Genomic DNA, 21,017 nt, shown 5'->3' on the forward strand with positions numbered 1-21,017 from the left:
TCCGCACGAAAGATCGATTCAAACTACCTACCAGCAGGGCGAACGGTACGCATTGTCGAGCACACATTCGTACGGACACATCGGTCTGTCCTGTTCGTGTCCCTGACGTCATCGATAGGGTGCGTCTTCGGGCCTCCTCACAAGGAGAGATCATCAATGAACGAAATCTTGCGTCTGGCCATGGTCGAGAAGGGTTTCACCACCGATTCCCTGGCCGAGGCCGTCGGTGTGGATCCGAAGACGGCCGCCCGGTGGATCAGCCCCGCTCACCGCATCCCACATCCGAAGACCCGCACCGCGGTCGCCACCGTCCTGGGCCGCGAGGTCGGCGAGCTGTGGCCAGAGGTTATGCGGCCGAAGGAGCTGTCGTGGTTCCGGCCGTGGGCCGAGGTCGAGGAACTTGCGACGTCTCTTCGGTCGTTTCAGTCCAGCGTGATTCCGGGCTTGCTCCAAACCGAGGACTATGCCCGTGCGGTGTTGTCAAGTGGTCCGCTGATCAACGACGACATCGAGCAGCTCGTTGCGAATCGTCTGCAACGACCTACCGTCGTGTTCGAACGGCCTTGCCCGCCCATGTGCGTGTTCGTAGTGGACGAGGCCGCGCTCCAACGCGGGGACCCCGAGATTCTGCACCCGCAACTCGACCACTTGGAGATCATGGCGACTCGGCCGAACCTGTTCCTGCACGTGCTGCCCCTGCGAGCGGGATTCCACCCCGGCCAGGCAGGGGCGTTCGTCATTGCCTGCATCGAAGGCGCGGACGACAGGGGCTACCTGGACGACCAGGAGGCCGGACGGGTGACTGACAACGTTGCCCCGCTCTGGCGCACCTGGGACACTCTGAGGTCAGTCGCGCTGCCGCGTGACCAGTCCATCGAGCTGATTAAGGCGCGCCCATGGATGAGATGACCGGTGCCCGTTGGCACAAGAGCACGAAGAGCAGTTCCAACGGTGGGGATTGCGTCGAGGTGGCGGAGAACCTGCCCGGTCGGGTGTACGTGCGGGACACCAAGGACCGCGACGGCGGCACCCTGACCTTCGAGCCGGCCGCCTGGAGCGTGTTCGTCGCGGACGTGACCCGTACCCGGTAAGCCCCGAAACGATTGATGACGGCCGTGGCGCGCTGGTGCGGGTCGCGGCCGTCATCTCGTACGGCTGGGGCGGTGGTGCAACACGACCGAGCGCTGGCGCCTCCGGGAAACTTACGCCTTCGTCTCGTACATCGTTTTCGGCATAGGCACACCCAAGACGATGTTCGAAATTGACGCGTTTGCGTGCGACGAGTGTCCGTTTTCCGCGCTTCCAGCACCTTCGTCGGCGTGGTAGCACCGGTGGTAATACCGGTTGAGGTAGGCTCGGCCACGTGACCGTGAAGCGCAGTATCAGCGTCCCGGACGACGTCGGCCAGTGGCTGGACGACCAGCCCAATGCCTCGGCCGCGATCGCCGCCGCCGTGCGTGCCCAGATGGCCGGTGGACGGGTTGACGAGGTGATGCGTCGGGCCGGGATCGAGGTCACCGAGGTGGGCAAGGCCCGTTGGCGTGACCGGCTGGCCGAGCCGATGCCGGCCGATGTGCTCGACGCCGGACGCCGGCTGCTCGACGGCGCCGCATGAGCCAGGAGATCGCGATCGTCCTCGACGACACCGCGCTGCGGGCGTACGTCGCCGGCCATGTCGCCGTCGGCGAGCTGATCTCCGAGATTGCCGATGAGGAGCGGTCGGTCGGTGTCCCGGCCGCGTGTCTGGCCGCTGCGTACGCCGCCACCACCGACGAGTTCGGTAGCGCGCTGCTTGCCCTGTTGATGACCACCCCGGCCGTGCAACTCCTGCCGCTCGGGGCGGAGCCGGGTGGTGACGATGTGCGGCAGACCGGGGCGTTCGCCCGTGCGGTCGGCGACGATCTCGCCGCCGGCCACGCCATCCGGTCAGCCCTGGCCCACCAGGCCCACTACGTCACGGCCAAGCCCGGCCCGGCCGCCGCCGTCCTCCCGCACGGATGGGGCGTGATCGACCTCAGCGAGTCCTAGCCACTGTCTCGCGGGACTCCCGCTGGGTGCTCCACGATCTCGGAGAGTTTGGCCGGTCATAGCGAGCCAAACTCTCCGAGATCATGAAGGCGGACAGCCGTACGGGTGGGACGGGTCAGGGCTGCTGGACCAGGCGGAACGACTGGGCGGCGGAGCCGTTGCAGGCGTACTGGACGAGCTGGACGCTGTTGGCGGTCGACGCGCCCGGCACATCGAGGCACTTGCCGCTGAGCCGGTTCACCAGCCGGTAAGTGCCACCGGTCTCGGCGACCGGCTGCCACTGCTGGTTGTTGCCGCCGGTGTAGGTCCAGAGCTGGATCGGCGCGTTGTCGGCCGTGGACACGTTCGTCACGTCGATCGACCGGGCGCTGTTGCCACGGTTGTTGACGCGTACGAAGCCGCCGCTGGTCGGCTGGAACTGGAACTGCTGGGCGTTGCTGTTGTTGCAGGTGTACTGCTGGATCGCGGTTCCGTTGGCGGTGCCGGCGGCACGGCTGTCGACGCACTTGCCGTTGCCCGCGTTCGCCACCGTGTACCAGGCGGTCGGGGAGATCGGACCGGTGGGCGGGGGCGTGGTGCCGCCGCCACCGCCGAGCCAGAGCAGCCCGTCGATGATGAACCGGTTCTGCACCTCACTGGCGAAGGTGGACGAGAGCGGGGTGTTGTTCTCGTAGTTCATCGCGTTGTGGCCGAAGTTCGCGTACAGCATCTTGTAGTTGACGTTTCGCCAGATGATCGGGTAGTAGCCGTTGTACCAGGTCTGGTTCGGGTCCGTGCCGAGCGGGAAGCTGCTCTGGTCGACCGAGGCGAGAATGTCGATGTTCGGGTTGTTGCGCAGGTCGTTGTTCCAGCTGTACCACTCGCTCACCGACGAGGTGAAGGTCAGCGGCAGGCGCGCGGTCGACGGGTGCGACTGGTCCTCGACGCGCAGGGTGGCCGTGGTCGGTCCCCAGGTGTTGTTGCGGAACGCGCCGGTGCCGAGGAACTGGTTGTGGTACCAGTCCCAGCCGCCCGGATTCGTGTTGAACGCGGAAACGTGGAAGCCGAGCCAGGCGCCACCGTTGCGCATGTACTGCTCGAATGCCGGGCGTTGCGCCGCCGGCGGCAGGTCGTCCAGGAAGAGCACCACCTGGTACTGGGCCAGGTTGCTGGTGTTGAGCCGGCTCCAGTCGGTCGTCGCGGTGTAGGTGAAGTTGTTCTGCGCGGCGATCTGCGGGAACCACTGGTTGGCTTCCCGGACGAAACTGATGTGCGCCGCGTCCCAGGTGCCGTTGTAGAAGGCGATGACGTTGAACGCGGGTGCGGCGGCGGCCGCTTTCGCGTTTCCGATCGCCGGGCTGGACGACACGCAGATCAGCGCCAGGAAGAGCGCGAGGAGTTGGACCAGTCTTCTGCTGACTGGCCGATGGGCACCGATATTCATGACAGGTCCTCTCGGACCGCCGGCGGCTGGTCACGGCTGACCAGGGCGATGCCGCAGACGATCGACCACACGCTATGTCCCCCTGGATCATGTGTCCACCCACTCCCCGCCCGCCCAACCCCCCTCGCGATCTAGGGCAAATACGTGTGAATGGAGATCAACAAGCACGTATTTGCCCTAGATCGACGAGGAGAGGGGGTGGGGGGGTGGGGGTGGGGAGGGCAGGGGGTGGGGGTGGGCAGGGGGTGGGCAGGGGATGGGGGTGGGGGTGGGGCACATGGGTGGGGGGAAAGGGTGTGGGGTGGGCACGCGTTGGGTGGGGTGGGGTGTGCGGAGAATGGCAGCCTTGGGGTGCGGCAGGATCGGGCCGGATGGCGGGCTGGGTCGGGTCACGGTGTTGTGGCGCGGCGGGGAGGGGAGGACCATGGGTGACGTGCTCTGGGAGCCGCCGGTAGATGTCCGCGAGACCACGCGGATCGGTGACTACCTGCGCTGGTTGAAGGAGCACCGGGGGCTCGACTTCGCCGACTACCCCGCCCTGTGGCAGTGGTCGGTCGACGACCTCGACGGCTTCTGGCGCTCGATCTGGGACTACTTCGAGGTCATCGCGCACACCCCGGCGAGCGAGACGCTGCGCGGCGACCGGATGCCGGGCGTCGAGTGGTTCCCCGGCGCCACCCTCAACTACGCCGAACACGTCCTGCGGATGCCCGGCCTGGCCGACGACGACCCGGTGGTGATCGCGCACAGCCAGACCCGCGCGCCGGTCACCCTCACCGCCGGGCAGCTCCGCGAGGACGTACGGCGGGTGCGGGCGGGACTGCGCCGGCTCGGCGTGGGTCGGGGGGACCGGGTGGCGGCGTACGCGCCGAACATTCCCGAGACGTTCGTGCTGATGCTCGCCACCACCAGCCTCGGGGCGATCTTCTCCTCCTGCGCACCCGAGTTCGGCACCCGCAGTGTCACCGACCGGTGGCAGCAGATCGAGCCGAAGGTCCTGGTGGCGGTCGACGGCTACCGCTACGGGGACAAGCCGGTCGACCGGCGGGGCGAGGTGGCGGCGATCCGGGACGCGCTGCCGTCGCTCGTACACACGGTGATCTTGAACTATCTGCATCCGGACGCGGCGCCGCCGGACGGCACCCTGGCCTGGGCGGACCTGGCCGCCGTGACCGACGAGCCGTTGGCGTTCGAGGCGGTGCCGTTCGACCACCCGCTGTACGTGCTCTACTCCTCCGGCACGACCGGGCTGCCGAAGCCGATCGTGCACGGGCACGGCGGGATCCTGCTCGAACACCTCAAGATGCTCGCCCTGCACCACGACCTCGGCCCGGCCGACCGGTTCTTCTGGTTCACCACCACCGGCTGGATGATGTGGAACTTCCTCGTCTCCGGGCCGGCGGTCGGCGCGGCGATCGTGCTCCACGACGGCAACCCGGCGGTCCGCGCCGAACCGGGCCGACCGGCCGAGCCCGACCTCGGCGCACTGTGGCGGCTCGCCGACGAGACCGGCACCACCTACTTCGGCACCTCGGCGCCGTTCCTGCTGGCCAACCGCAAGGCCGGGGTACGGCCGAAGGAGATCGCCGACCTGAGTCGGCTGCGCGGCCTCGGCTCGACCGGCGCACCGCTGCCCGCCGAGGGCTTCACCTGGGTGTACGACGAGGTCAGCACCACTGTGCAGCTCCAGTCGCTGTCCGGTGGCACCGACGTCTGCACCGGCTTCGTCGGCGGTGTCCCGCTGCTTCCGGTCTACGCCGGGGAGATCGCCTGTCGGGCCCTGGGCGCCAGGGTGGAGGCCCGCTCGGCCGACGGGAAACCCGTCGTCGGCGAACTGGGCGAGCTGGTGATCACCGCGCCGATGCCGAGCATGCCGGTCGGCTTCTGGAACGACCCGGACGGGCGCCGCTACCGGGAGGCGTACTTCGACCACTATCCGGGTGTGTGGCGGCACGGCGACTGGATCACGATCAACGAACGCGGCGGTTGTGTGATCACCGGCCGGTCCGACGCCACCCTCAACCGGGGCGGCGTACGCCTCGGCACGGCCGAGTTCTACTCCGTCGTCGAGGGGTTGGACGAGGTCACCGACTCGGTCGTGGTGCACCTGGAGGACAACGAGGGCGGGGCCGGTGAGCTGCTGCTCTTCGTCGTCCTCGCCGACGGGCTGGAACTCGACGACCCGATGAAGAAGAAGATCGCCCGCGAGCTGCGCAGCGCGCTCTCGCCCCGGCACGTACCGGACGAGATCCACCAGGTCCGGGCGGTGCCCCGGACGCTCTCGGCGAAGAAGCTGGAGGTGCCGGTCAAGAAGATCCTCACCGGTACGCCGGTGGCCGCCGCCGCTGCCACCGGGGCGCTGGTCAACCCCGAGTCGCTGATCGCCTTCGAGGTCTTCGCCAAGGAGCGGGCCCGGGGCTGACCGATGGGTCGGGTATTTGATCCACCCGACCGACAACGTGAGTACGCCTCCGGAGCGTTTCACCTTTCGTGGGCGCCTACCTACAGTTGACCATCACCGACACCGTTGATCCGAGCACCGGCCGTGGCGAGGCGCTGAGCCCGTTCGCCCGAATGGTCCGTACCGCCTGGTGCCACCTGCCGGCGGACTGGGTCGTCGACGGGGCACTCGTCTCCGGCCGTCGAGCGGTCCTGATGGACGGGCTGGTGGGTCCGGGGCGGACGCCGTACCGGGGGCGGTTCGTGGTGCTGCGGGTCCAGGCCACGGTGCTCACCCCGGCCGAGGCGAGGGCGCGCCCGTGGCTCGGTGACGTCGCCGGCTGCTACCGCTGGGGCCCGGACGGGGTGCTGCGCGAAGTTTCCCCGTCCGAGCTGTGAACAGCGGGTGACCCGTCCGAGCTGTGAACAGCGGGTGACCCGTCCGAGCTGTGAACAGCGGGTGAAAGGTCAGGACAGGTCGAGGGTGACCCGCTCCGAGGCCAGCCGGTCGGCCAACCGGGCCCGGTCGAGGTTGCCGCAGAGCACCACGCTGGCCCCGGCGACCAGGGGCGCGAGCAGCCACTCCACCGGATCGGGGTGGGTGGCCGCGTCGATCAGCACCCGTGCCCCGGCGGTGATGCCGAGCGTCGCCGCCGACTGGGCCGCCAGCCCGGTCAGGCCGGCGTCCTGCGGGCCACCGCCCGGTTGCGGGGTGAAGTGGTCGCCGTGGCCACGCACCTCGACCACGTAGTCGGCGAAGCCCGGCGGGACCGTACGCAGCGGGGCGGCCATCGGGGCGAGCGCCAGCGCGTACCGGTCACCGGCCGACCAGGCGGCCGCGGTGTCGATCCGGTCGGCGGCGGCGAAGAGCACGTCGACCGGGCGCGGCGGCTCGGGACTGTACGGGCCGGTTGGCGCCGCTCCGACGCCCGGCACGGCCAGCCCGGCCCCGTGCACCGCCAACCCCGCCGACCAGCAGCCGAGCAGTACGGCGGCGGTCTGCCAGTGCGGCGGCAACAGCACGCAGGCCCGGTCGCCGGGAGCCAGCCCGGTCGAGTCGACCAGCAGGTTCCCGGTCTTGGCGACCCAGTTGGCCAGCGTCGCCCCGGACAGCTCCGTACGGTCGCCGGAGGCGTCGTCGTACCAGGTCAGCAGCGGTCGGGTCGGGTCGGCGGCGACCGCTGCGGCGAGCACCCGCGCGATGTTGTCGGCCGTCGTGGTTTTGTCCGTCATCGCCACTGAGGATAGCCTTCGCGGCTGGGTCCGCGCCCGGCCGCCGGCTCACGTCAGTCGCCGGAAAGACAACCGGCTGTCGGGTCGCAGTCGACGCCGGGACAGCGGGGCGGCGTAGGCTTGGCAAGAGTGTTGTTCCCCACAACCCGCAGTTTGAGGAGTCGCCCAGTGACCCCCGGTCGCCCGCCCCGCGTGCTCATCGACGCCACCAGCGTCCCCGCTGACCGTGGCGGCGTCGGTCGATACGTCGATGGCCTGCTCGGCGCGTTGGGCAAGCTGTGCGCATCCGGCGGTGTCGATCTGGCCGTGGTCGGGCTGCGCACCGACACGGAGCGATACACGCGGATGCTGCCGGCCGCCGAGGTGATCTCCGCCCCGGCCGCCGTCGCCCACCGCCCCGCCCGGCTGGCCTGGGAACAGACCGGCCTGCCACTGCTCGCCCAGCAGGTCGGCGCACAGGTGCTGCACTCGCCGTTCTACACCTGCCCGCTGCGGGCAGGTGCCCCGGTGACGGTCACCGTGCACGACGCGACCTTCTTCACCGAGCCGGAGCATTACGACAAGTCGCGGCGAACCTTCTTCCGCAGCGCGATCAAGACCTCGCTGCGCCGGGCCGACCGGGTGATCGTGCCGAGCAAGGCCACCAGGGACGAGCTGATCCGGCTCCTGGACGCCGACCCGACCAAGATCGACGTCGCGTACCACGGGGTCGACCAGAGCGCCTTCCACGCCCCCAGCGAGGAGGAGAAGGCCCGGGTACGCGCCCGGCTCGGCCTCGGCGGGCACGACTACGTGGCGTTCCTCGGGGCCAAGGAGCCGCGCAAGAACGTGCCGAACCTGATCCGGGGCTGGGTGCTCGCCGTACAGGACCGGCCGGACCCGCCCGCCCTGGTCATCGCCGGTGGTCAGGGGCACGACGACGACATCGACCAGGCCGTCGCCGACGTACCCGGACACCTGCGCCTGCTCCGCCCCGGCTATCTGCGCTACGCCGACCTGCCCGGTTTCCTCGGCGGTGCCCTGGTCGCCGCCTACCCGTCGTACGGGGAGGGTTTCGGCCTGCCGATCCTGGAGGCGATGGCCTGCGCGGCGCCGGTGCTCACCACCCCCCGGCTGTCGCTGCCCGAGGTCGGCGGCGACGCCGTCGCCTACACCAGCGAGGACCCGCAGCAGATAGCCACCGACCTGGCCGCGCTCCTCGACGACGAGGCACGCCGCCTGGCGCTGGCCAAGGCGGGCCTCGACCGGGCCAAGGAGTTCACCTGGGAGTCCAGCGCCGAGGTGCATCTGGCGGCGTGGACCCGGATCAGCGGATGAACCGGACGTCCAGGGTGAGGGCAAGCATGCATATGAGGGGCAAAACGTCCGGCATGATGTGTTGATGTTTTTCGCCGTCATCCCGGCCGGCGGCAGTGGCACCCGCCTCTGGCCACTGTCCCGCGCCGGACACCCGAAGTTCCTCCACCCGCTCACGGGCACCGACGCGTCACTGCTCCAGGCGACGGTCGACCGCATCGGCCCGCTCACCACCCCCGACCGCACGATGGTGGTCACCGGGGTGGCGCACGTCACCGCCGTCGCCCGCCAACTGGCCGAGCTGCCGGAGGAGAACATCCTGGTCGAGCCGTCGCCGAGGGACTCCTGCGCGGCGATCGCCCTGGCCGCGTCGGTGATCGCTCTGCGCGAGCCGACGGCGGTGATGGGCTCGTTCGCGGCGGACCACCTGATCCGCGACCCGGCCCGCTGGGTGGAGACGGTCCGGCTGGCGATCACCGGTGCCGAACAGGGCCTGCTGATGACGGTGGGGATCACCCCCACCCGCCCCGAGACCGGCTACGGCTACCTCCAGTGCGGTCCACTGATCGACGGCGGCCCGTTGCGCAAGGTGGACGAGTTCAAGGAGAAACCGGCCGCCGACGTCGCCGAGGCGTACGTCCGGTCCGGGCACTACCTCTGGAACGCCAGCATGTTCGTCTGGCAGGTGGACGTCTTCCTGACCGAACTGGCCCGGCAGCAGCCCGAGTTGCACGCCGGGGTGACCGCCATCGCCCACGCCTGGCACACCCCGGAACGGGAGGACGTACTCGGCCGGATCTGGCCCACGCTGACCAAGATCTCGGTCGACTACGCGGTGATGGAGGGCGCGGCGGCGGCCGGTCGGGTGGCCACCGTTCCCGGTGACTTCGGCTGGAACGACATCGGCGACTTCCACACCCTCGGTGACGTACTGCCGGCGGACTCGGCGGGCAACGTGGTGCTCGGCGGCGAGCAGACCGGCAAGCCCGGCGTCCTGCTCTGGGACAGCACCAACCTGGTCGTGGTGCCGCACTCCGGCCGGATGGTGGCCGCGCTCGGCGTACACGACCTGATCGTGGTCGACACCCCCGACGCACTGATGATCTGCCCCCGCGACCGGGCCCAGGACGTGAAGAAGCTGGTCGACGAGTTGAAGCAGCGGGACGAGGAGAGCTACATCTGATCCGGTGGCGTTGGCGCCGGTCCGTACCCTGATCCACATGACCGGCGCCGTGCACACCGTGGACCTGGCCCTCGGCGGTAACGAGGCAAGTGACCTGCTGCCCGTACGCGCACCCGGGGTGCTCGCCGCGTACGACGCCCGGCGGGCGTTCTGGACTGTGCTCGACGAGGCCCCGGTCGAGCGGAGCATCGGCCTGCTGGTCCAGCACCACAGCGGCCGGTGGGCGGCGTACCCGCTGACCGGGGACGCGGGGCCGGAGCAGGGCCGGACCGAGGACGCCGAGGCGCTCGCCCGGTCCGGCGAGTGGATCTACGTGTTCGGGTCGCACTTCGGCTCGAAGGCCGGCCCGCTGCGCCCCCGCCGCGCGTTCGTGGCCCGGTTCCGGGAGACCGACGCCGCCACCGGACTGGTCCGGCTGCGGGTGGTCCGCAACCAGTTCCGCCTGCACCGTGCGGTCAACGACGTGCTGGCCGGCGCCGACATCGCCGTCCTGCCCTCGGGCGAGCGGGTCCGGCACCGGTTCATCGCCGAGACCGTCGCCCGGGGCACCGCGCGGGCGAAGACCTGGGTCAGCCGGCTGGCCCCGGACGACCATCCGCTGAACGTGGAGGGGGCGGCCTTCACCCCGACCGGGTCACTGCTGCTGGGGCTCCGGTTCCCGGTCACCGACCGGGGCGAGCCGATCCTCGTCGAGGTGGCGGGAATGGCCGGCATGTTCGAGTCGGGCGGCTGGCCGGTGGTGGTCCGGGCGTACGCGTTGACCGGGGTGACCCCGCCCGGTGCGCTGACCGGGTTCCGGGCGCTGTCGGCCGACGCCGACGGGTCGTACTCGGCGGTGATCGGCTCGATCGACGCGCTCGGCAAGGGTTCGGTGCTGCTCGACGACCACCCGAGCGGCGGGGACGTGACCTCGCGCCACGTACGGTTCCGGCTGCCGGCGGATGCCGAGGTGCCGCCGACGGTGGACGGACCGGGGCGGCGGGAGATTCCGGCGGAACTGGTGGCCGATCTCGCCCCACTGCGCAATGTGGAGGGACTGGCCGAGGCGGCGGGCGGGCATCTCTACGTCACCGACGAGGACCAGCGGATCGGGCTCTGGTCCAGCGCCTCGCTGGAGTGGGACGTCCGGGCGGCACCTCCGCGGATCAACGGCCGCGAAACCTCGTGGTGACCTGCCCGGACGTCCGTACCTCCCCTTACCCCCGGCAAGACTTGCGTTCCGCTGGGCAATAGCGAGCATGCCGGCACGGCACCGGCTGCGTCGAGGTCTTTCACCTCAGACTGAAAGATGCACGTGGATCCAGCCGGGTACGATCCGACAGGTGTCGGAATGCCGCCTGGCCGCCACCATCGGGAGCCGCCCGGATGCTGAAAATCTTCTTCTCCAGTGAGGACATCGCCCGGACCCGCGTCGCCGCCGCGGCCGATCCGGTCTGGGAACTGATCCTGAGCCTGCACCTGTTGCAGGGCCGCACCCACGACCCGGTCATGTCCGGCTGGCGGCGGGACGTCTATCGGGGCCTGCGCGGGGAGAACCTGGCCAGCCAGCAGAGCCTGCTCTTCGCCCTCAACCCGCCGCGCGGCTACTTCCCCGACTTCCTCACCCCGGCGCAGAGCTCCCGGGGATTCGACGCGGGCCTCGACGCGATCCGGTCCACCCCGGCCCGGCTGCTGCGACGAGACCTGTCCGTGCTCGCCACCGAGAACGCCCTACCCGGTACGGCCCAGGCGCTCGCCCGTGGCGAGCCGGAGGTGCTGCACCACCTCACCGACTCGATGCGGCAGTACCGGTCGGTGGCGCTCGGACCGTACTGGGACCGGGTCGAGGCGGCGATCGAGGCGGACCGGATCCGGCGGGCCAGGGCACTGCTCGACGGTGGTGCCGAGGGGCTGCTGGCGAGCCTGCGCCCGGCGGCCCGCTACTCGGCCGGCGTACTGGAGGTGTCGGACTACCCGTACAGCCGGGAACTGCACCTCGGCGACCGTGGGCTGCTGCTCATCCCGTCGTTCTTCTGCTCCCGTACGCCGGTGGCGCTGTTCGACCCGGACCTGCCGCCGGTGCTGGTCTATCCGGTCGACCGGCTCGGCGGACTCACGCCCGCTCCCGGTGAGGGGGCCGGTCCGTTTCCCTCCGCCGGCCGGGAGGCGCTGGCCGCGCTGCTCGGCCGGACCCGGGCCAACGTGCTGGAGGTGGTGGACGAGGGCTGTTCGACCGGGGAGGTGGCCCGCCGGCTGCACATCTCGCCCGCCGCCGCCAGCCAGCACGCGACCGTGCTGCGCAACGCCGGGCTGCTGGTCAGCCAGCGGGACCGCAACACGGTGCGACACACGCTCACCCCGCTCGGCCGGGCGATGCTGCACCAGTGACCCGTCCGCTGCCGCCTGCCGGTGGCCGGGTTGGGGCTCAGAGGGCCAGGGTGGCTGCCGCGCTGCTGCCGGCCGGCGGTGCGGTGACCGAGGACGGGACCCCTTCGGCGGCCAGTGCGGCGCGCAGCCGGTGCAGGTCGGCGCCGAACCGGACGAGTGTTCCGGCGACCGGACCCGTCGCGGCGGTGTCGTCCGGGGGAGTGCAGAGCACCATCGAGGTGGCGCCCGCCGGCCAGTCCGGCACGGTGCCGGCCAGCCGGTCGCGTACCTCCTCGTGGGTGACCGGGGAGAAGAGCGTGCCGGGCGCGACCACGTCGGCCACCGTGGCGATCGCCCGGTCCACCGCCGCCGGGTCGACGCCGGTGCCGTCCGCCCCGGTCGGTGCCGCCTCGGCCAGGGTGGCGGCCGCCCGCAGCCCGCTGGCCCGCGCCTCGGCCGTGCCGAGCGAGAACAGGTCCTGTTCCGCGTTGCGCACCAGGACCGCCGCGCCCGGCCCGTCGGCCGGTCCGGTGGCGTTGAGGTAACCCCGGATCACCGCCACCGGCACCTGGTCGCGCTTGCCCTTGACCAGCTCACCCGCGCCGGCCAGTTCGTCGACCACGGCCATCTGGGTGATGCTCAGTTCGTTGCCGTACGGGTCGACCTCGCCCCGGTGGTCCCGGATCGCACCCATGCCGGCGACACCGAGCGCCACGTCGGTCAGGCCGTTGCGCCACGGCCGCCCCATCGTGTCCGACACGATGACCGCCACGTCGGCGCCGTGCCGCTCGCGCAGTGCGGCCCGCAGGCCCCGGGCGGAGGCGTCCGGATCCTTCGGCAGCAGCACCAGCCGTGAGGGGTCCACATTGGACGCGTCGATGCCGGCCGAGGCCATCACGAAGCCGTGGTGGGTCTGCACGATCCGGGTGGGCCCGCGCCGGGCCACCGGCCGGGCCGTCTCCGCGTTCAGCACCTCCTCGCGCGCCGCGTCCCGCTCCGGTCCGTCGGCCGCCGGTACGTCGACCAGCCGACCCTCCGCCTTCGAGACGATCTTGCTGGTGACGATCAGTACGTCCCCGTCGCGCAGCCACGGCGCGGCGGTCGTGATCATCGCCGCCAGGTCGTCGCCCTCGGCCACGTCACCGATGCCGAGCACCGGCAGGATCTCCAGTTTCATGCCAGCTCCAGGGTCATCCGGGGAACACGGGGCGCCGGTCCCCGGGTCATGCCAGTTCCAGGGCCGCCCGGACCATTTCCACGGTCGCGGCCTCGTCGGTCATCCAGAGCGGGGCGGCCCGGACGGTCAACTCCGGCACCGTCGTCCCCGCGTCGGTGGTGTCCACCAGCCAGCCGTCGAGAATCCCGCCGGTGGCGCGGGCGCCGTACAGGGCACCGACCCCGGCGGCCGTGACCGGCACGCCCAGCACCGACAGGCACCGGTCGGCCATGCCGCGTACCGGCGCGTCACCGATGATCGGCGACACCCCGATCACCGGAGCCCGGTTCGCGGTCAGCGCCTCCCGCAGCCCCGGCACCGCGAGGATCGGAGCGATGCTCACCACCGGGTTGCTCGGCGCCACCAGCACCACGTCCGCCCCGGCGAGCGCGTCGAGCACGCCGGCCGCCGGTTTCGCCGCCTCGGCACCGACGAAGACGAACCGGTGGGTCGGGATCGCGCCCCGGTGGCGTACCCACCACTCCTGGAAGTGGATCGCCCGCTGCCCGGCGGCGTCGGCGTCACCCTCGGCCGGTGCGTCGACGACGACGTGCGTCTCCAACCGGTCGTCGGTCGCCGGCAGCAGCCGTACGCCGGGCTGCCAGCGGGCGCAGAGCGCCTCGGTCACCGCGGAGAGCGGGTAACCGGCGTTGAGCATGGTCGTACGCACCAGGTGGGTGGCGACGTCCTTGTCACCCAGACCGAACCAGCTCGGCTCGGCGCCGTACCCGGCGAGTTCGTTCTTGATCGTCCAGGTCTCGCCGACCCGTCCCCAACCGCGCTCCGGGTCGGCGCCGCCACCCAGGGTATACATGACGCTGTCCAGGTCGGGGCAGATCCGCAGCCCGTGCATGATCACGTCGTCGCCGACGTTCACCACGGCGGTCACCTCGTCGCCCGACTGCCGGGCGTACGCCCGTACGCCGGTCAGGAAGCGGGCCCCGCCGATGCCGCCGGTCAGTACCACGATGTGCATGGCTCCCATCCTCCCGCACCCGGCGCGCCGAGCCGTGATGCGGGTTGGCGACTAGGCTCACCTGCGGCACCCGTACGCACACCGCCCCAGGGGGAGCTATGACCAGTCAGCCTGGGCCCGCGCCGACCGATTCGACGCAGGCCCGACAGATAACGCACCCACTGCGGGAGCCGGCGGCGCTGGCCCTGGTGGGCGCCAACGCACTCCTGCTCTTCGTCGCGGTGATCAACCTACTGATCCCGCGCGGCGAGGGTGACGAGTTCACCCGCCGGGCCGGGAGCAGCTTCGGCGACTTCGTCGGCCTCACCGCGATCCTGCTGCCGCTGCTCGCCGTGCTGATCGCCACCCACCTCCAGCCGATCGTCGGCCAGGCCAAGCTGATCACCCAGATCGCCCTGGTGGAGTACGCCGTCTCCGCGCTCTTCGGGGCCATCAGCGTGCTCGCCTGGCTGGTCGGCACCCTGGCCGAGGGGGAGTTCCGGCAGGCGTTCACCGGGCTGCTGACCCAGATCGCCTTCCTGGCGGTCTTCGGCGTCGCCGCCTTCCTGGTCTTCAAGGTCTGGCGGACCCTCTACTACGTGCCCAAGCCCAAGCCGCAGCCGGGTTACTACGGCCAGCCCGGCTTCCCCCAGCAGGGCTTCCCGCAGCAGGGCTACCCCCAGGGCTACCCGCCGCAGGGTTACCCGCAGCCGGGCCAGCCCCAGCCGGGTCAGCCGGGCTACCCCCAGGGTTACGGGCAGCCGGGGCAGCCGCAGCCGGGCTACCCGCAGGGTTACCCGCCGCAGGCGTACCCGCAGGGTTACGGTCAGCCGACCGGGGGCTTCGGCGTACCCGCACCGGCGTCCGCACCGCCGGTCTCGGCACCGCCCTCGGCGTCCACCTCCGGGGCCCAGGCACCGGTGTCGCCGGCCCAGGCCCCGCCGCCGGTCGGTTCGCCGTTCGCCGCTCCGACCTCCGCGCCGCCGGCCACCGCCGAGCCGACCCAGGTGATTTCGCGGGCTCCGGAGGGCGACGACAACGCCGAGCGGACCCAGCTGATCAACCCGGCGAGCCAGCAGCCGACCGCCGGTGGCCCGCCGCCGGCCAGCCGCATCGACGGCGACGAGCCGACCGAGCCGTACCAGCGCTGAGCGTCGACCGGAGCGGACCCGGCCGAGGTGTCCGCTCCGGTCGAGCTGACCGGGAAGCATGTGACCGGCACCATGCGATCGTGTCGCCGGCAGCATGCGATCGTGTCGTCGGTACGGCCTAGGCTGCACGGGTGGCTGATCGCACCGACTCCGGTCCGAACCAGGCGAGTCCGACCGAGGCGAGTCTGCGCCGGGCGCTGCGCCGCGTCGCCGACGGCCGGGCCGTGGACACCGACGAGGCGGCCGCGCTGCTCACCGCCCGTGGTGCCCTGCTCGACGAGCTGCTCACCGTCGCCGGTGGAATCCGGGACGCCGGGCTGCGCGACGCCGGGCGGCCGGGTGTGGTCACGTACTCCAAAAAGGTTTTCATCCCGCTGACCCGGCTCTGCCGGGACCGGTGCCACTACTGCACCTTCGCCACCGTGCCGCACCGGCTGCCCGCCGCCTACCTGGACCGCGACGAGGTGCTGGCGATCGCCCGCGAGGGTGCCGCGCAGGGCTGCAAGGAGGCGCTGTTCACCCTCGGTGACCGCCCGGAGGAGCGGTGGCCGGCGGCCCGACAGTGGCTCGACGAGCGCGGTTACGACTCCACACTGGACTACGTGCGCGCCTGCGCGGTGGCGGTGCTGGAGGAGACCGGCCTGTTGCCGCACCTCAACCCCGGTGTGCTCTCCTGGGCCGAGTTGCAGCGGCTCAAGCCGGTGGCGCCGAGCATGGGCATGATGCTGGAGACGACCGCCACCCGGCTCTGGTCCGAGCCGGGGGGCCCGCACTTCGGCTCACCGGACAAGGAACCGGCGGTACGGCTGCGGGTGCTCGACGACGCCGGCCGGGTCGGGGTCCCGTTCACCACCGGACTCCTGATCGGCATCGGTGAGACGCTGGCCGAGCGGGTGGACGCGCTCTTCGCGATCCGCCGCAGCGACCGGGAGTACGGCCACATCCAGGAAGTCATCGTGCAGAACTTCCGTGCCAAGCCGGACACGGCGATGCGCGGCATGCCCGACGCCGAGCTGCACGACCTGGCGGCGACGGTGGCGGTGGCGCGGGTCCTGCTCGGCCCGAAGGCCCGGATCCAGGCGCCACCGAACCTGATCGCCGGTGAGTTCGACCTGCTGCTGCGGGCCGGCATCGACGACTGGGGCGGCGTGTCGCCGGTCACCCCGGACCACGTCAACCCGGAACGCCCCTGGCCGCAGATCGAGGAGCTGGCCCGGCGTACCGCCGCCGCCGGCTTCACCCTGCGGGAACGGCTCACCATCTACCCGGAGTACGTCCGTCGCGGCGACCCGTGGCTGGACCCGAGGATCGGCCCGCACGTGAGCGCGCTGGCCGACCCGGCGACCGGGCTGGCGGTCGAGGCGGCGCTGCCGGTGGGGCTGCCGTGGCAGGAGCCGGACGACGCGTACGTGCCGGGCGGCCGGACCGACCTGAACACCACCATCGACACCAGCGGGCGGACCGACGACCGGCGCGGCGACTTCGACAGCGTCTACGGCGACTGGGCGCAGCTCGCCGCCCAGGTCGACCAGGACGCGGCGGCGTTGCGGGCGCACGACGGGGCGTCGCCCCGGTTGCCTGCCGACCTGCTCGCGGGGCTGCGCCTGGCCGCCGACGACCCGGCCGCGCTGCTGGAGCCACGGCACGAGGCGGCGGCGATGGCGTTGTTCGGCGCCGACGGCACGGCCCTGGACGAGCTGTGCCGGCTGGCCGACGACGTACGCCGGTCGGCCGTCGGCGACGACGTGACGTACGTGGTCAACCGCAACATCAACTTCAGTAATGTCTGCTATGTCGGGTGCCGGTTCTGTGCCTTCGCCCAGCGGGAAAAGGACGCAGACGCGTTCCGGCTCTCCGTCGAGCAGGTCGCCGACCGGGCCGAGGAGGCGTGGCAGGCCGGCGCGACCGAGGTCTGCATGCAGGGTGGGATCGACCCGAAGCTCCCGGTCAGCGTCTACGCCGACATCGTCCGGGCGGTCAAGGCGCGGGTGCCGGGCATGCACGTGCACGCGTACTCGCCGATGGAGATCGTCACCGCGGCGGCCAAGGCGGGCGTGTCCGTACGGGACTGGCTCACCCGGTTGCGCGACGCCGGGCTCGACACCATCCCCGGCACCGCCGCCGAGATCCTCGACGACGACGTGCGCTGGGTGCTGACCAAGGGCAAACTGCCGACCGCCACCTGGGTCGAGGTGGTCAGCACCGCCCACGAGTTGGGCATCCGGTCCAGCTCCACGATGATGTACGGCCACGTCGACCACCCCGGACAGTGGCTCGGGCACTTCCGGGTGCTGGCCGGGATCCAGGACCGCACCGGCGGCTTCACCGAGTTCGTGGGGCTGCCGTTCGTGCACACCAACGCCCCGATCTACCTGGCCGGCATCGCCCGCCCCGGACCCACCTGGCGGGAGAACCGGGTCGTGCACGCGATGGCCCGGCTGCTGCTGCACGGACGGATCGACAACATCCAGTGCTCCTGGGTGAAGCTCGGCGACGAGGGCACGGTCGAGATGCTCCGGGGCGGCTGCAACGACCTCGGCGGCACGCTGATGGAGGAGACGATCTCCCGGATGGCCGGCTCCGACAACGGCTCCGCCCGTACGGTGGCGCAGTTGGAGGCCATCGCGGCGGCGGCCGGACGGCCCGCGCGGCGACGTACCACCGCCTACGGGCACGCCGGCTGATCCGTCGCCGGGTGCCCCGGACGGTCGTCCCGGTGACTGGGCGGTTGCGGCCGGATCCAGGGTTGGATATCCGACAGTTACCCGGCGACACGCCGATCGCCCCCTTGGCGTGTCCCGTCGCGCCACGCCGGATTTCGGCCACAACTCGCCGATGAGGCGTTACTCCCGCCGGGTCTCAATCGGTAGGGCAGGCGGCGAGACCGGAAGGCCCCGCAGGTCGTCCGAGGCGTACCGGAAGGGTGACCCCATTTATCAGGTTCGGCTTGACGACGCACGCATTACACCCGTGTAATTTCAGTGGGGTCGTTCGAACGGAGCGCATCAAACTGCCACCGTACGGACAAAAACACGCCTTCCGCGTGGGGGGTTGCGCCGGCCTTGTTGCCGGCGCGCGATAAGGAGGCATCTGATGGACGGCCGACTCGAGGTGGCCGACCTGCTCGGGAATGCGCCGGAGTGGCAGGAGCGGGCGCTCTGCTCGCAGACTGACCCGGAGGCGTTTTTTCCCGAGAAGGGCGGCTCGACCCGTGAGGCAAAGCGGATCTGCTCGCGCTGCGAGGTCAAGGCCGAATGCCTGGAATACGCGCTCGGGCACGACGAACGGTTCGGCATCTGGGGCGGACTCTCCGAGCGGGAGCGCCGCAAGCTCAAGCGTCGGGTCGCCTGACGTACGCCGGCCGGGCGGTGGGGGCCGCCCGGCTCAGGCTAGTTCGTCCGGATCGACGCCGAGCAGGTTCGCAACCTGTTCGATGATCACATCGTGGACGAGGTCGGCCAGGTCTTCCCGGTCCATCGCCCGGAACTCCAGCGGTCGGCGGTAGAGCACGATCCGGGGCGGCACCTCCTGCCGGCCCGGTCGGCCCGGCAGCAGCCGCGCCAACGGCACCTCGCCGTCCTCCAGCACGTCGGAGTCATAGACGTTCAGGTCCGGGGGTACGTCCTCGACGGCGAACTCGACACCCGCCAACTCCTTGGCGAACCGCCGCTCCAGAGTCTCCACGGTGTCCAGCACGAGATCGTCGAAGATCTCGGCCTTGGTACGCGCCAGCGGCACCGTCGCCGGCACCAGCCGACCGCGCAGGCCTCGGCCGTGGCGGTCCCGGCGGGTGCGCCGCCCGGGCCCCGGCCGGCGATGGTCCGGACTGGTCATGTGCACAGGGTAGACCCAGGTTGGCCGGATCCCGGATCGCGGACCACCCCGTGTCGGGGCCGGGATCGGGTCCGGTTCGCGCTGTTGCCCGAATTGTGGTCAGGACGGTCGGCGTGTCGTACCGGCAAGCGGTGTGTTGGAGGCGGTAAGAGAGATACCGTGCCGCCGTGAGGTCACCACGGCGTTGTTCGCGCAACGGCTGCCCCCGACAGGCCGTCGCCACGCTGACCTATGTCTACAACGAGTCGACCGCCGTGGTGGGACCGCTGGCCGCCTTCGCCGAGCCGCACACGTACGACCTCTGTGAGCAGCACGCCCGCAGCCTGACCGCCCCGCGCGGCTGGGAGGTGGTCCGGCACGAGGGCGAGTTCGAACCGCCGCCGCCGACCACCGACGACCTGGTCGCGCTCGCCGAGGCCGTACGCGAGGCGGCCCGCCCGGTGCAGCCGCGTCAGGACGAGATCGACATCGACCTGCCGCCGGGGCAGCAGACCGGCCGGCGCGGTCACCTCCGGGTCATCCCGCCCACGCACTGAACCGGGTTCTGTGCCGGTGTCAGCCGCCGAGGTAGCGATTGAACAGGGCGGCCCGGCGCGAAGGTGCGTCGGCTCCCGCCTCGGCGGTGTCCGCCGACGACATCACCCGTAGTCCAGCGTTCACCCCGAGCCAGCGCAGCGGCTCCGGCTCCCAACGCCGGGACCGGTGCCCGACCCAGGGCAGCGTGGTCAGGTCGCTCGGCACGCCCCGGATCAGGTCGGCGAGCGTACGCCCGGCGAGGTTGGTGGTCGCCACCCCGTCGCCGACGTACCCGCCGGCCCAGCCGAGCCCGGTGGACCGGTCCAGCCCGACCGAGGTCGACCAGTCCCGGGGCACCCCGAGCGGTCCGCCCCACCGGTGACTGATCGGCACCTCCGGCCCGAGCACCGGAAAGAGCGCCGCGAGGCAGTCCCGCAGCGCGTCGAAGATCCGTGGCTCGTGGTCGTACTCGGGCCGCACCCGCGACCGGAAGTGGTACGGCGCACCCCGACCGCCGAAGGCGAGCCGATTGTCGGCGGTCCGCTGACCGTAGATGATCATGTGGCGGAAGTCGGAGAAGGTTTCCCGCTCGGCCAACCCGATCCGCTCCCAGACCGCCGCCGGCAGCGGCTCGGTGGCCACCATCAGCGAGTAGATCGGGGCCAGCGTGCGCCGGTGACCCGGCAGACCGGCGGTGTAGCCCTCGGTGGCCCGGATCACGATCGGCGCCCGGACCGTCCCGGCGGGGCTGCGCACCCGGCCCTGACCGATCGAGGTGACCGGGGTCCGCTCGTGCACCCGTACGCCGTGTTGCCGGACCACCCGGACCAGGCCGCGGGCCAGCTTGGCCGGGTGGATCGCGGCGCAGTGCGGGGTGAAGGTGGCGCCGAGCACGCCGTCGGCACCGCACCGGCGGGCCGCCTCGGTCGCGTCGAGCAGGGCGAGGTGGGACTCGTCGAAGCCGTACTCGCGTGCCTCGTCGACCTCGGCGCGGGCCCGGACGAGTTGGGCCGGGGTCCGGGCCAGGGTGACCGTGCCGCCCCGGGACCAGTCGCAGTCGATGCCCTCGGCGGCGGTGACCCGACCGACCTCGTCCACCGTCGCCTGCATCGCCCGCTGCATCGCGATCGCCGCGTCCCGCCCGTGCCGTCGGGCGAGCTTCGGCATGGTGGTGGCGAACAGCGCCGAGCACCAGCCGCCGTTGCGCCCGGAGGCGCCGTAGCCGGCAATCTCCTTCTCCAGTACGGCGATCCGCAGCGACGGGTCGGCGACGGTCAGGTAGTACGCCGTCCAGAGCCCGGTGTAACCGGCGCCGACGATCGCCACGTCGACGTCCCGGTCACCGGTCAGCGGGTCGTGCGGGGTCAGCTCGCCTTCTACTGTGGACATCCAGTAGG

19 protein-coding genes and 1 pseudogene are annotated in these 21,017 nt (G+C 71.4%); 14 read left to right on the forward strand and 6 right to left on the reverse strand.

What is annotated here, in order from left to right; translation table 11 throughout:
* The first annotated feature begins 156 nt into the window (after positions 1-156).
* From ACZ6QQ_RS24005 to ACZ6QQ_RS24020, 4 genes are all read left to right on the forward strand, one after another.
* Entirely contained in the window at positions 157-909 is a 753-nt protein-coding gene (locus ACZ6QQ_RS24005; RefSeq protein WP_465879226.1) for a Scr1 family TA system antitoxin-like transcriptional regulator, read from the forward strand.
* Positions 906-1,091 carry a DUF397 domain-containing protein gene (locus ACZ6QQ_RS24010; RefSeq protein ID WP_465879284.1) on the forward strand — a complete coding sequence of 62 codons (186 nt, stop codon included), beginning with the start codon at positions 906-908 and terminating at the stop codon, positions 1,089-1,091. The genes ACZ6QQ_RS24005 and ACZ6QQ_RS24010 overlap by 4 nt, the downstream gene beginning before the upstream one ends.
* A 272-nt stretch (positions 1,092-1,363) precedes the next feature.
* Positions 1,364-1,615 (forward strand): hypothetical protein, encoded by a 252-nt coding sequence (locus tag ACZ6QQ_RS24015; RefSeq protein WP_465879228.1) that lies wholly within the window; start codon positions 1,364-1,366, stop codon positions 1,613-1,615.
* Positions 1,612-2,028, forward strand: a complete 417-nt coding sequence (locus ACZ6QQ_RS24020) for a hypothetical protein (protein WP_465879231.1) — start codon at positions 1,612-1,614, stop codon at positions 2,026-2,028. Before ACZ6QQ_RS24015 ends, ACZ6QQ_RS24020 begins: the two co-directional genes overlap by 4 nt.
* 115 nt (positions 2,029-2,143) lie before the next feature.
* Here the strand turns inward: ACZ6QQ_RS24020 and ACZ6QQ_RS24025 are convergent, their stop codons facing one another.
* Positions 2,144-3,451, reverse strand: coding sequence for a ThuA domain-containing protein (locus ACZ6QQ_RS24025; RefSeq protein WP_465879233.1), 1,308 nt, complete (start codon positions 3,449-3,451; stop codon positions 2,144-2,146).
* A gap of 424 nt (positions 3,452-3,875) precedes the next feature.
* Between ACZ6QQ_RS24025 and ACZ6QQ_RS24030 the strand changes: the two genes are divergently transcribed.
* Both ACZ6QQ_RS24030 and ACZ6QQ_RS24035 read left to right on the forward strand, forming a co-directional pair.
* Positions 3,876-5,873 (forward strand): acetoacetate--CoA ligase, encoded by a 1,998-nt coding sequence (locus tag ACZ6QQ_RS24030; RefSeq protein WP_465879235.1) that lies wholly within the window; start codon positions 3,876-3,878, stop codon positions 5,871-5,873.
* Positions 5,874-5,941: 68 nt separating this feature from the next.
* Positions 5,942-6,289, forward strand: a complete 348-nt coding sequence (locus tag ACZ6QQ_RS24035; RefSeq protein WP_465879237.1) for a hypothetical protein — start codon at positions 5,942-5,944, stop codon at positions 6,287-6,289.
* A 69-nt stretch (positions 6,290-6,358) separates the two neighbouring features.
* Here ACZ6QQ_RS24035 and ACZ6QQ_RS24040 read toward each other — a convergent pair whose 3' ends face one another.
* Positions 6,359-7,123, reverse strand: a complete 765-nt coding sequence (locus tag ACZ6QQ_RS24040) for a TIGR03089 family protein (RefSeq protein WP_465879238.1) — start codon at positions 7,121-7,123, stop codon at positions 6,359-6,361.
* A 168-nt stretch (positions 7,124-7,291) separates the two neighbouring features.
* Between ACZ6QQ_RS24040 and ACZ6QQ_RS24045 the strand changes: the two genes are divergently transcribed.
* From ACZ6QQ_RS24045 to ACZ6QQ_RS24060, 4 genes and pseudogenes are all read left to right on the forward strand, one after another.
* The gene (locus ACZ6QQ_RS24045; RefSeq protein WP_465879239.1) at positions 7,292-8,440 is read left to right on the forward strand and encodes a glycosyltransferase family 4 protein; all 1,149 of its coding nucleotides are present in this window, start codon (positions 7,292-7,294) and stop codon (positions 8,438-8,440) included.
* A 64-nt stretch (positions 8,441-8,504) separates the two neighbouring features.
* Positions 8,505-9,602 (forward strand): mannose-1-phosphate guanylyltransferase, encoded by a 1,098-nt coding sequence (locus ACZ6QQ_RS24050; protein ID WP_465879240.1) that lies wholly within the window; start codon positions 8,505-8,507, stop codon positions 9,600-9,602.
* 37 nt (positions 9,603-9,639) lie between these two features.
* Positions 9,640-10,701: pseudogene (locus ACZ6QQ_RS24055) on the forward strand (hypothetical protein); the annotation flags it as partial.
* A gap of 266 nt (positions 10,702-10,967) precedes the next feature.
* The gene (locus ACZ6QQ_RS24060) at positions 10,968-11,969 is read left to right on the forward strand and encodes an ArsR/SmtB family transcription factor (protein ID WP_465879243.1); all 1,002 of its coding nucleotides are present in this window, start codon (positions 10,968-10,970) and stop codon (positions 11,967-11,969) included.
* Positions 11,970-12,006: 37 nt separating this feature from the next.
* Here the strand turns inward: ACZ6QQ_RS24060 and ACZ6QQ_RS24065 are convergent, their stop codons facing one another.
* Complete coding sequence (locus tag ACZ6QQ_RS24065; protein ID WP_465879244.1) at positions 12,007-13,125, reverse strand: coenzyme F420-0:L-glutamate ligase; 1,119 nt, start codon at positions 13,123-13,125, stop codon at positions 12,007-12,009.
* Positions 13,126-13,171: 46 nt separating this feature from the next.
* Complete coding sequence (gene cofD, locus ACZ6QQ_RS24070) at positions 13,172-14,140, reverse strand: 2-phospho-L-lactate transferase (RefSeq protein ID WP_465879246.1); 969 nt, start codon at positions 14,138-14,140, stop codon at positions 13,172-13,174.
* A 98-nt stretch (positions 14,141-14,238) separates the two neighbouring features.
* Between cofD and ACZ6QQ_RS24075 the strand changes: the two genes are divergently transcribed.
* From ACZ6QQ_RS24075 to ACZ6QQ_RS24085, 3 genes are all read left to right on the forward strand, one after another.
* Positions 14,239-15,270, forward strand: coding sequence for a hypothetical protein (locus ACZ6QQ_RS24075; protein WP_465879247.1), 1,032 nt, complete (start codon positions 14,239-14,241; stop codon positions 15,268-15,270).
* Positions 15,271-15,401: 131 nt separating this feature from the next.
* Positions 15,402-17,954: a bifunctional FO biosynthesis protein CofGH gene (locus ACZ6QQ_RS24080; RefSeq protein ID WP_465879248.1), complete on the forward strand. Its 2,553-nt coding sequence runs from the start codon at positions 15,402-15,404 to the stop codon at positions 17,952-17,954.
* A 409-nt stretch (positions 17,955-18,363) separates the two neighbouring features.
* On the forward strand, positions 18,364-18,621 hold the full coding sequence (locus ACZ6QQ_RS24085) for a WhiB family transcriptional regulator (protein WP_101367926.1): 258 nt from the start codon (positions 18,364-18,366) through the stop codon (positions 18,619-18,621).
* A 33-nt stretch (positions 18,622-18,654) separates the two neighbouring features.
* Here the strand turns inward: ACZ6QQ_RS24085 and ACZ6QQ_RS24090 are convergent, their stop codons facing one another.
* Entirely contained in the window at positions 18,655-19,104 is a 450-nt protein-coding gene (locus tag ACZ6QQ_RS24090) for a metallopeptidase family protein (RefSeq protein ID WP_326560882.1), read from the reverse strand.
* 167 nt (positions 19,105-19,271) lie between these two features.
* Between ACZ6QQ_RS24090 and ACZ6QQ_RS24095 the strand changes: the two genes are divergently transcribed.
* Positions 19,272-19,640: a DUF3499 domain-containing protein gene (locus tag ACZ6QQ_RS24095; protein ID WP_465879250.1), complete on the forward strand. Its 369-nt coding sequence runs from the start codon at positions 19,272-19,274 to the stop codon at positions 19,638-19,640.
* Positions 19,641-19,659: 19 nt separating this feature from the next.
* Here the strand turns inward: ACZ6QQ_RS24095 and ACZ6QQ_RS24100 are convergent, their stop codons facing one another.
* On the reverse strand, positions 19,660-21,009 hold the full coding sequence (locus ACZ6QQ_RS24100; protein ID WP_465879286.1) for an NAD(P)/FAD-dependent oxidoreductase: 1,350 nt from the start codon (positions 21,007-21,009) through the stop codon (positions 19,660-19,662).
* Positions 21,010-21,017: the final 8 nt, after the last annotated feature.

It is taken from the genome of Micromonospora sp. NPDC049529 (assembly GCF_055586685.1).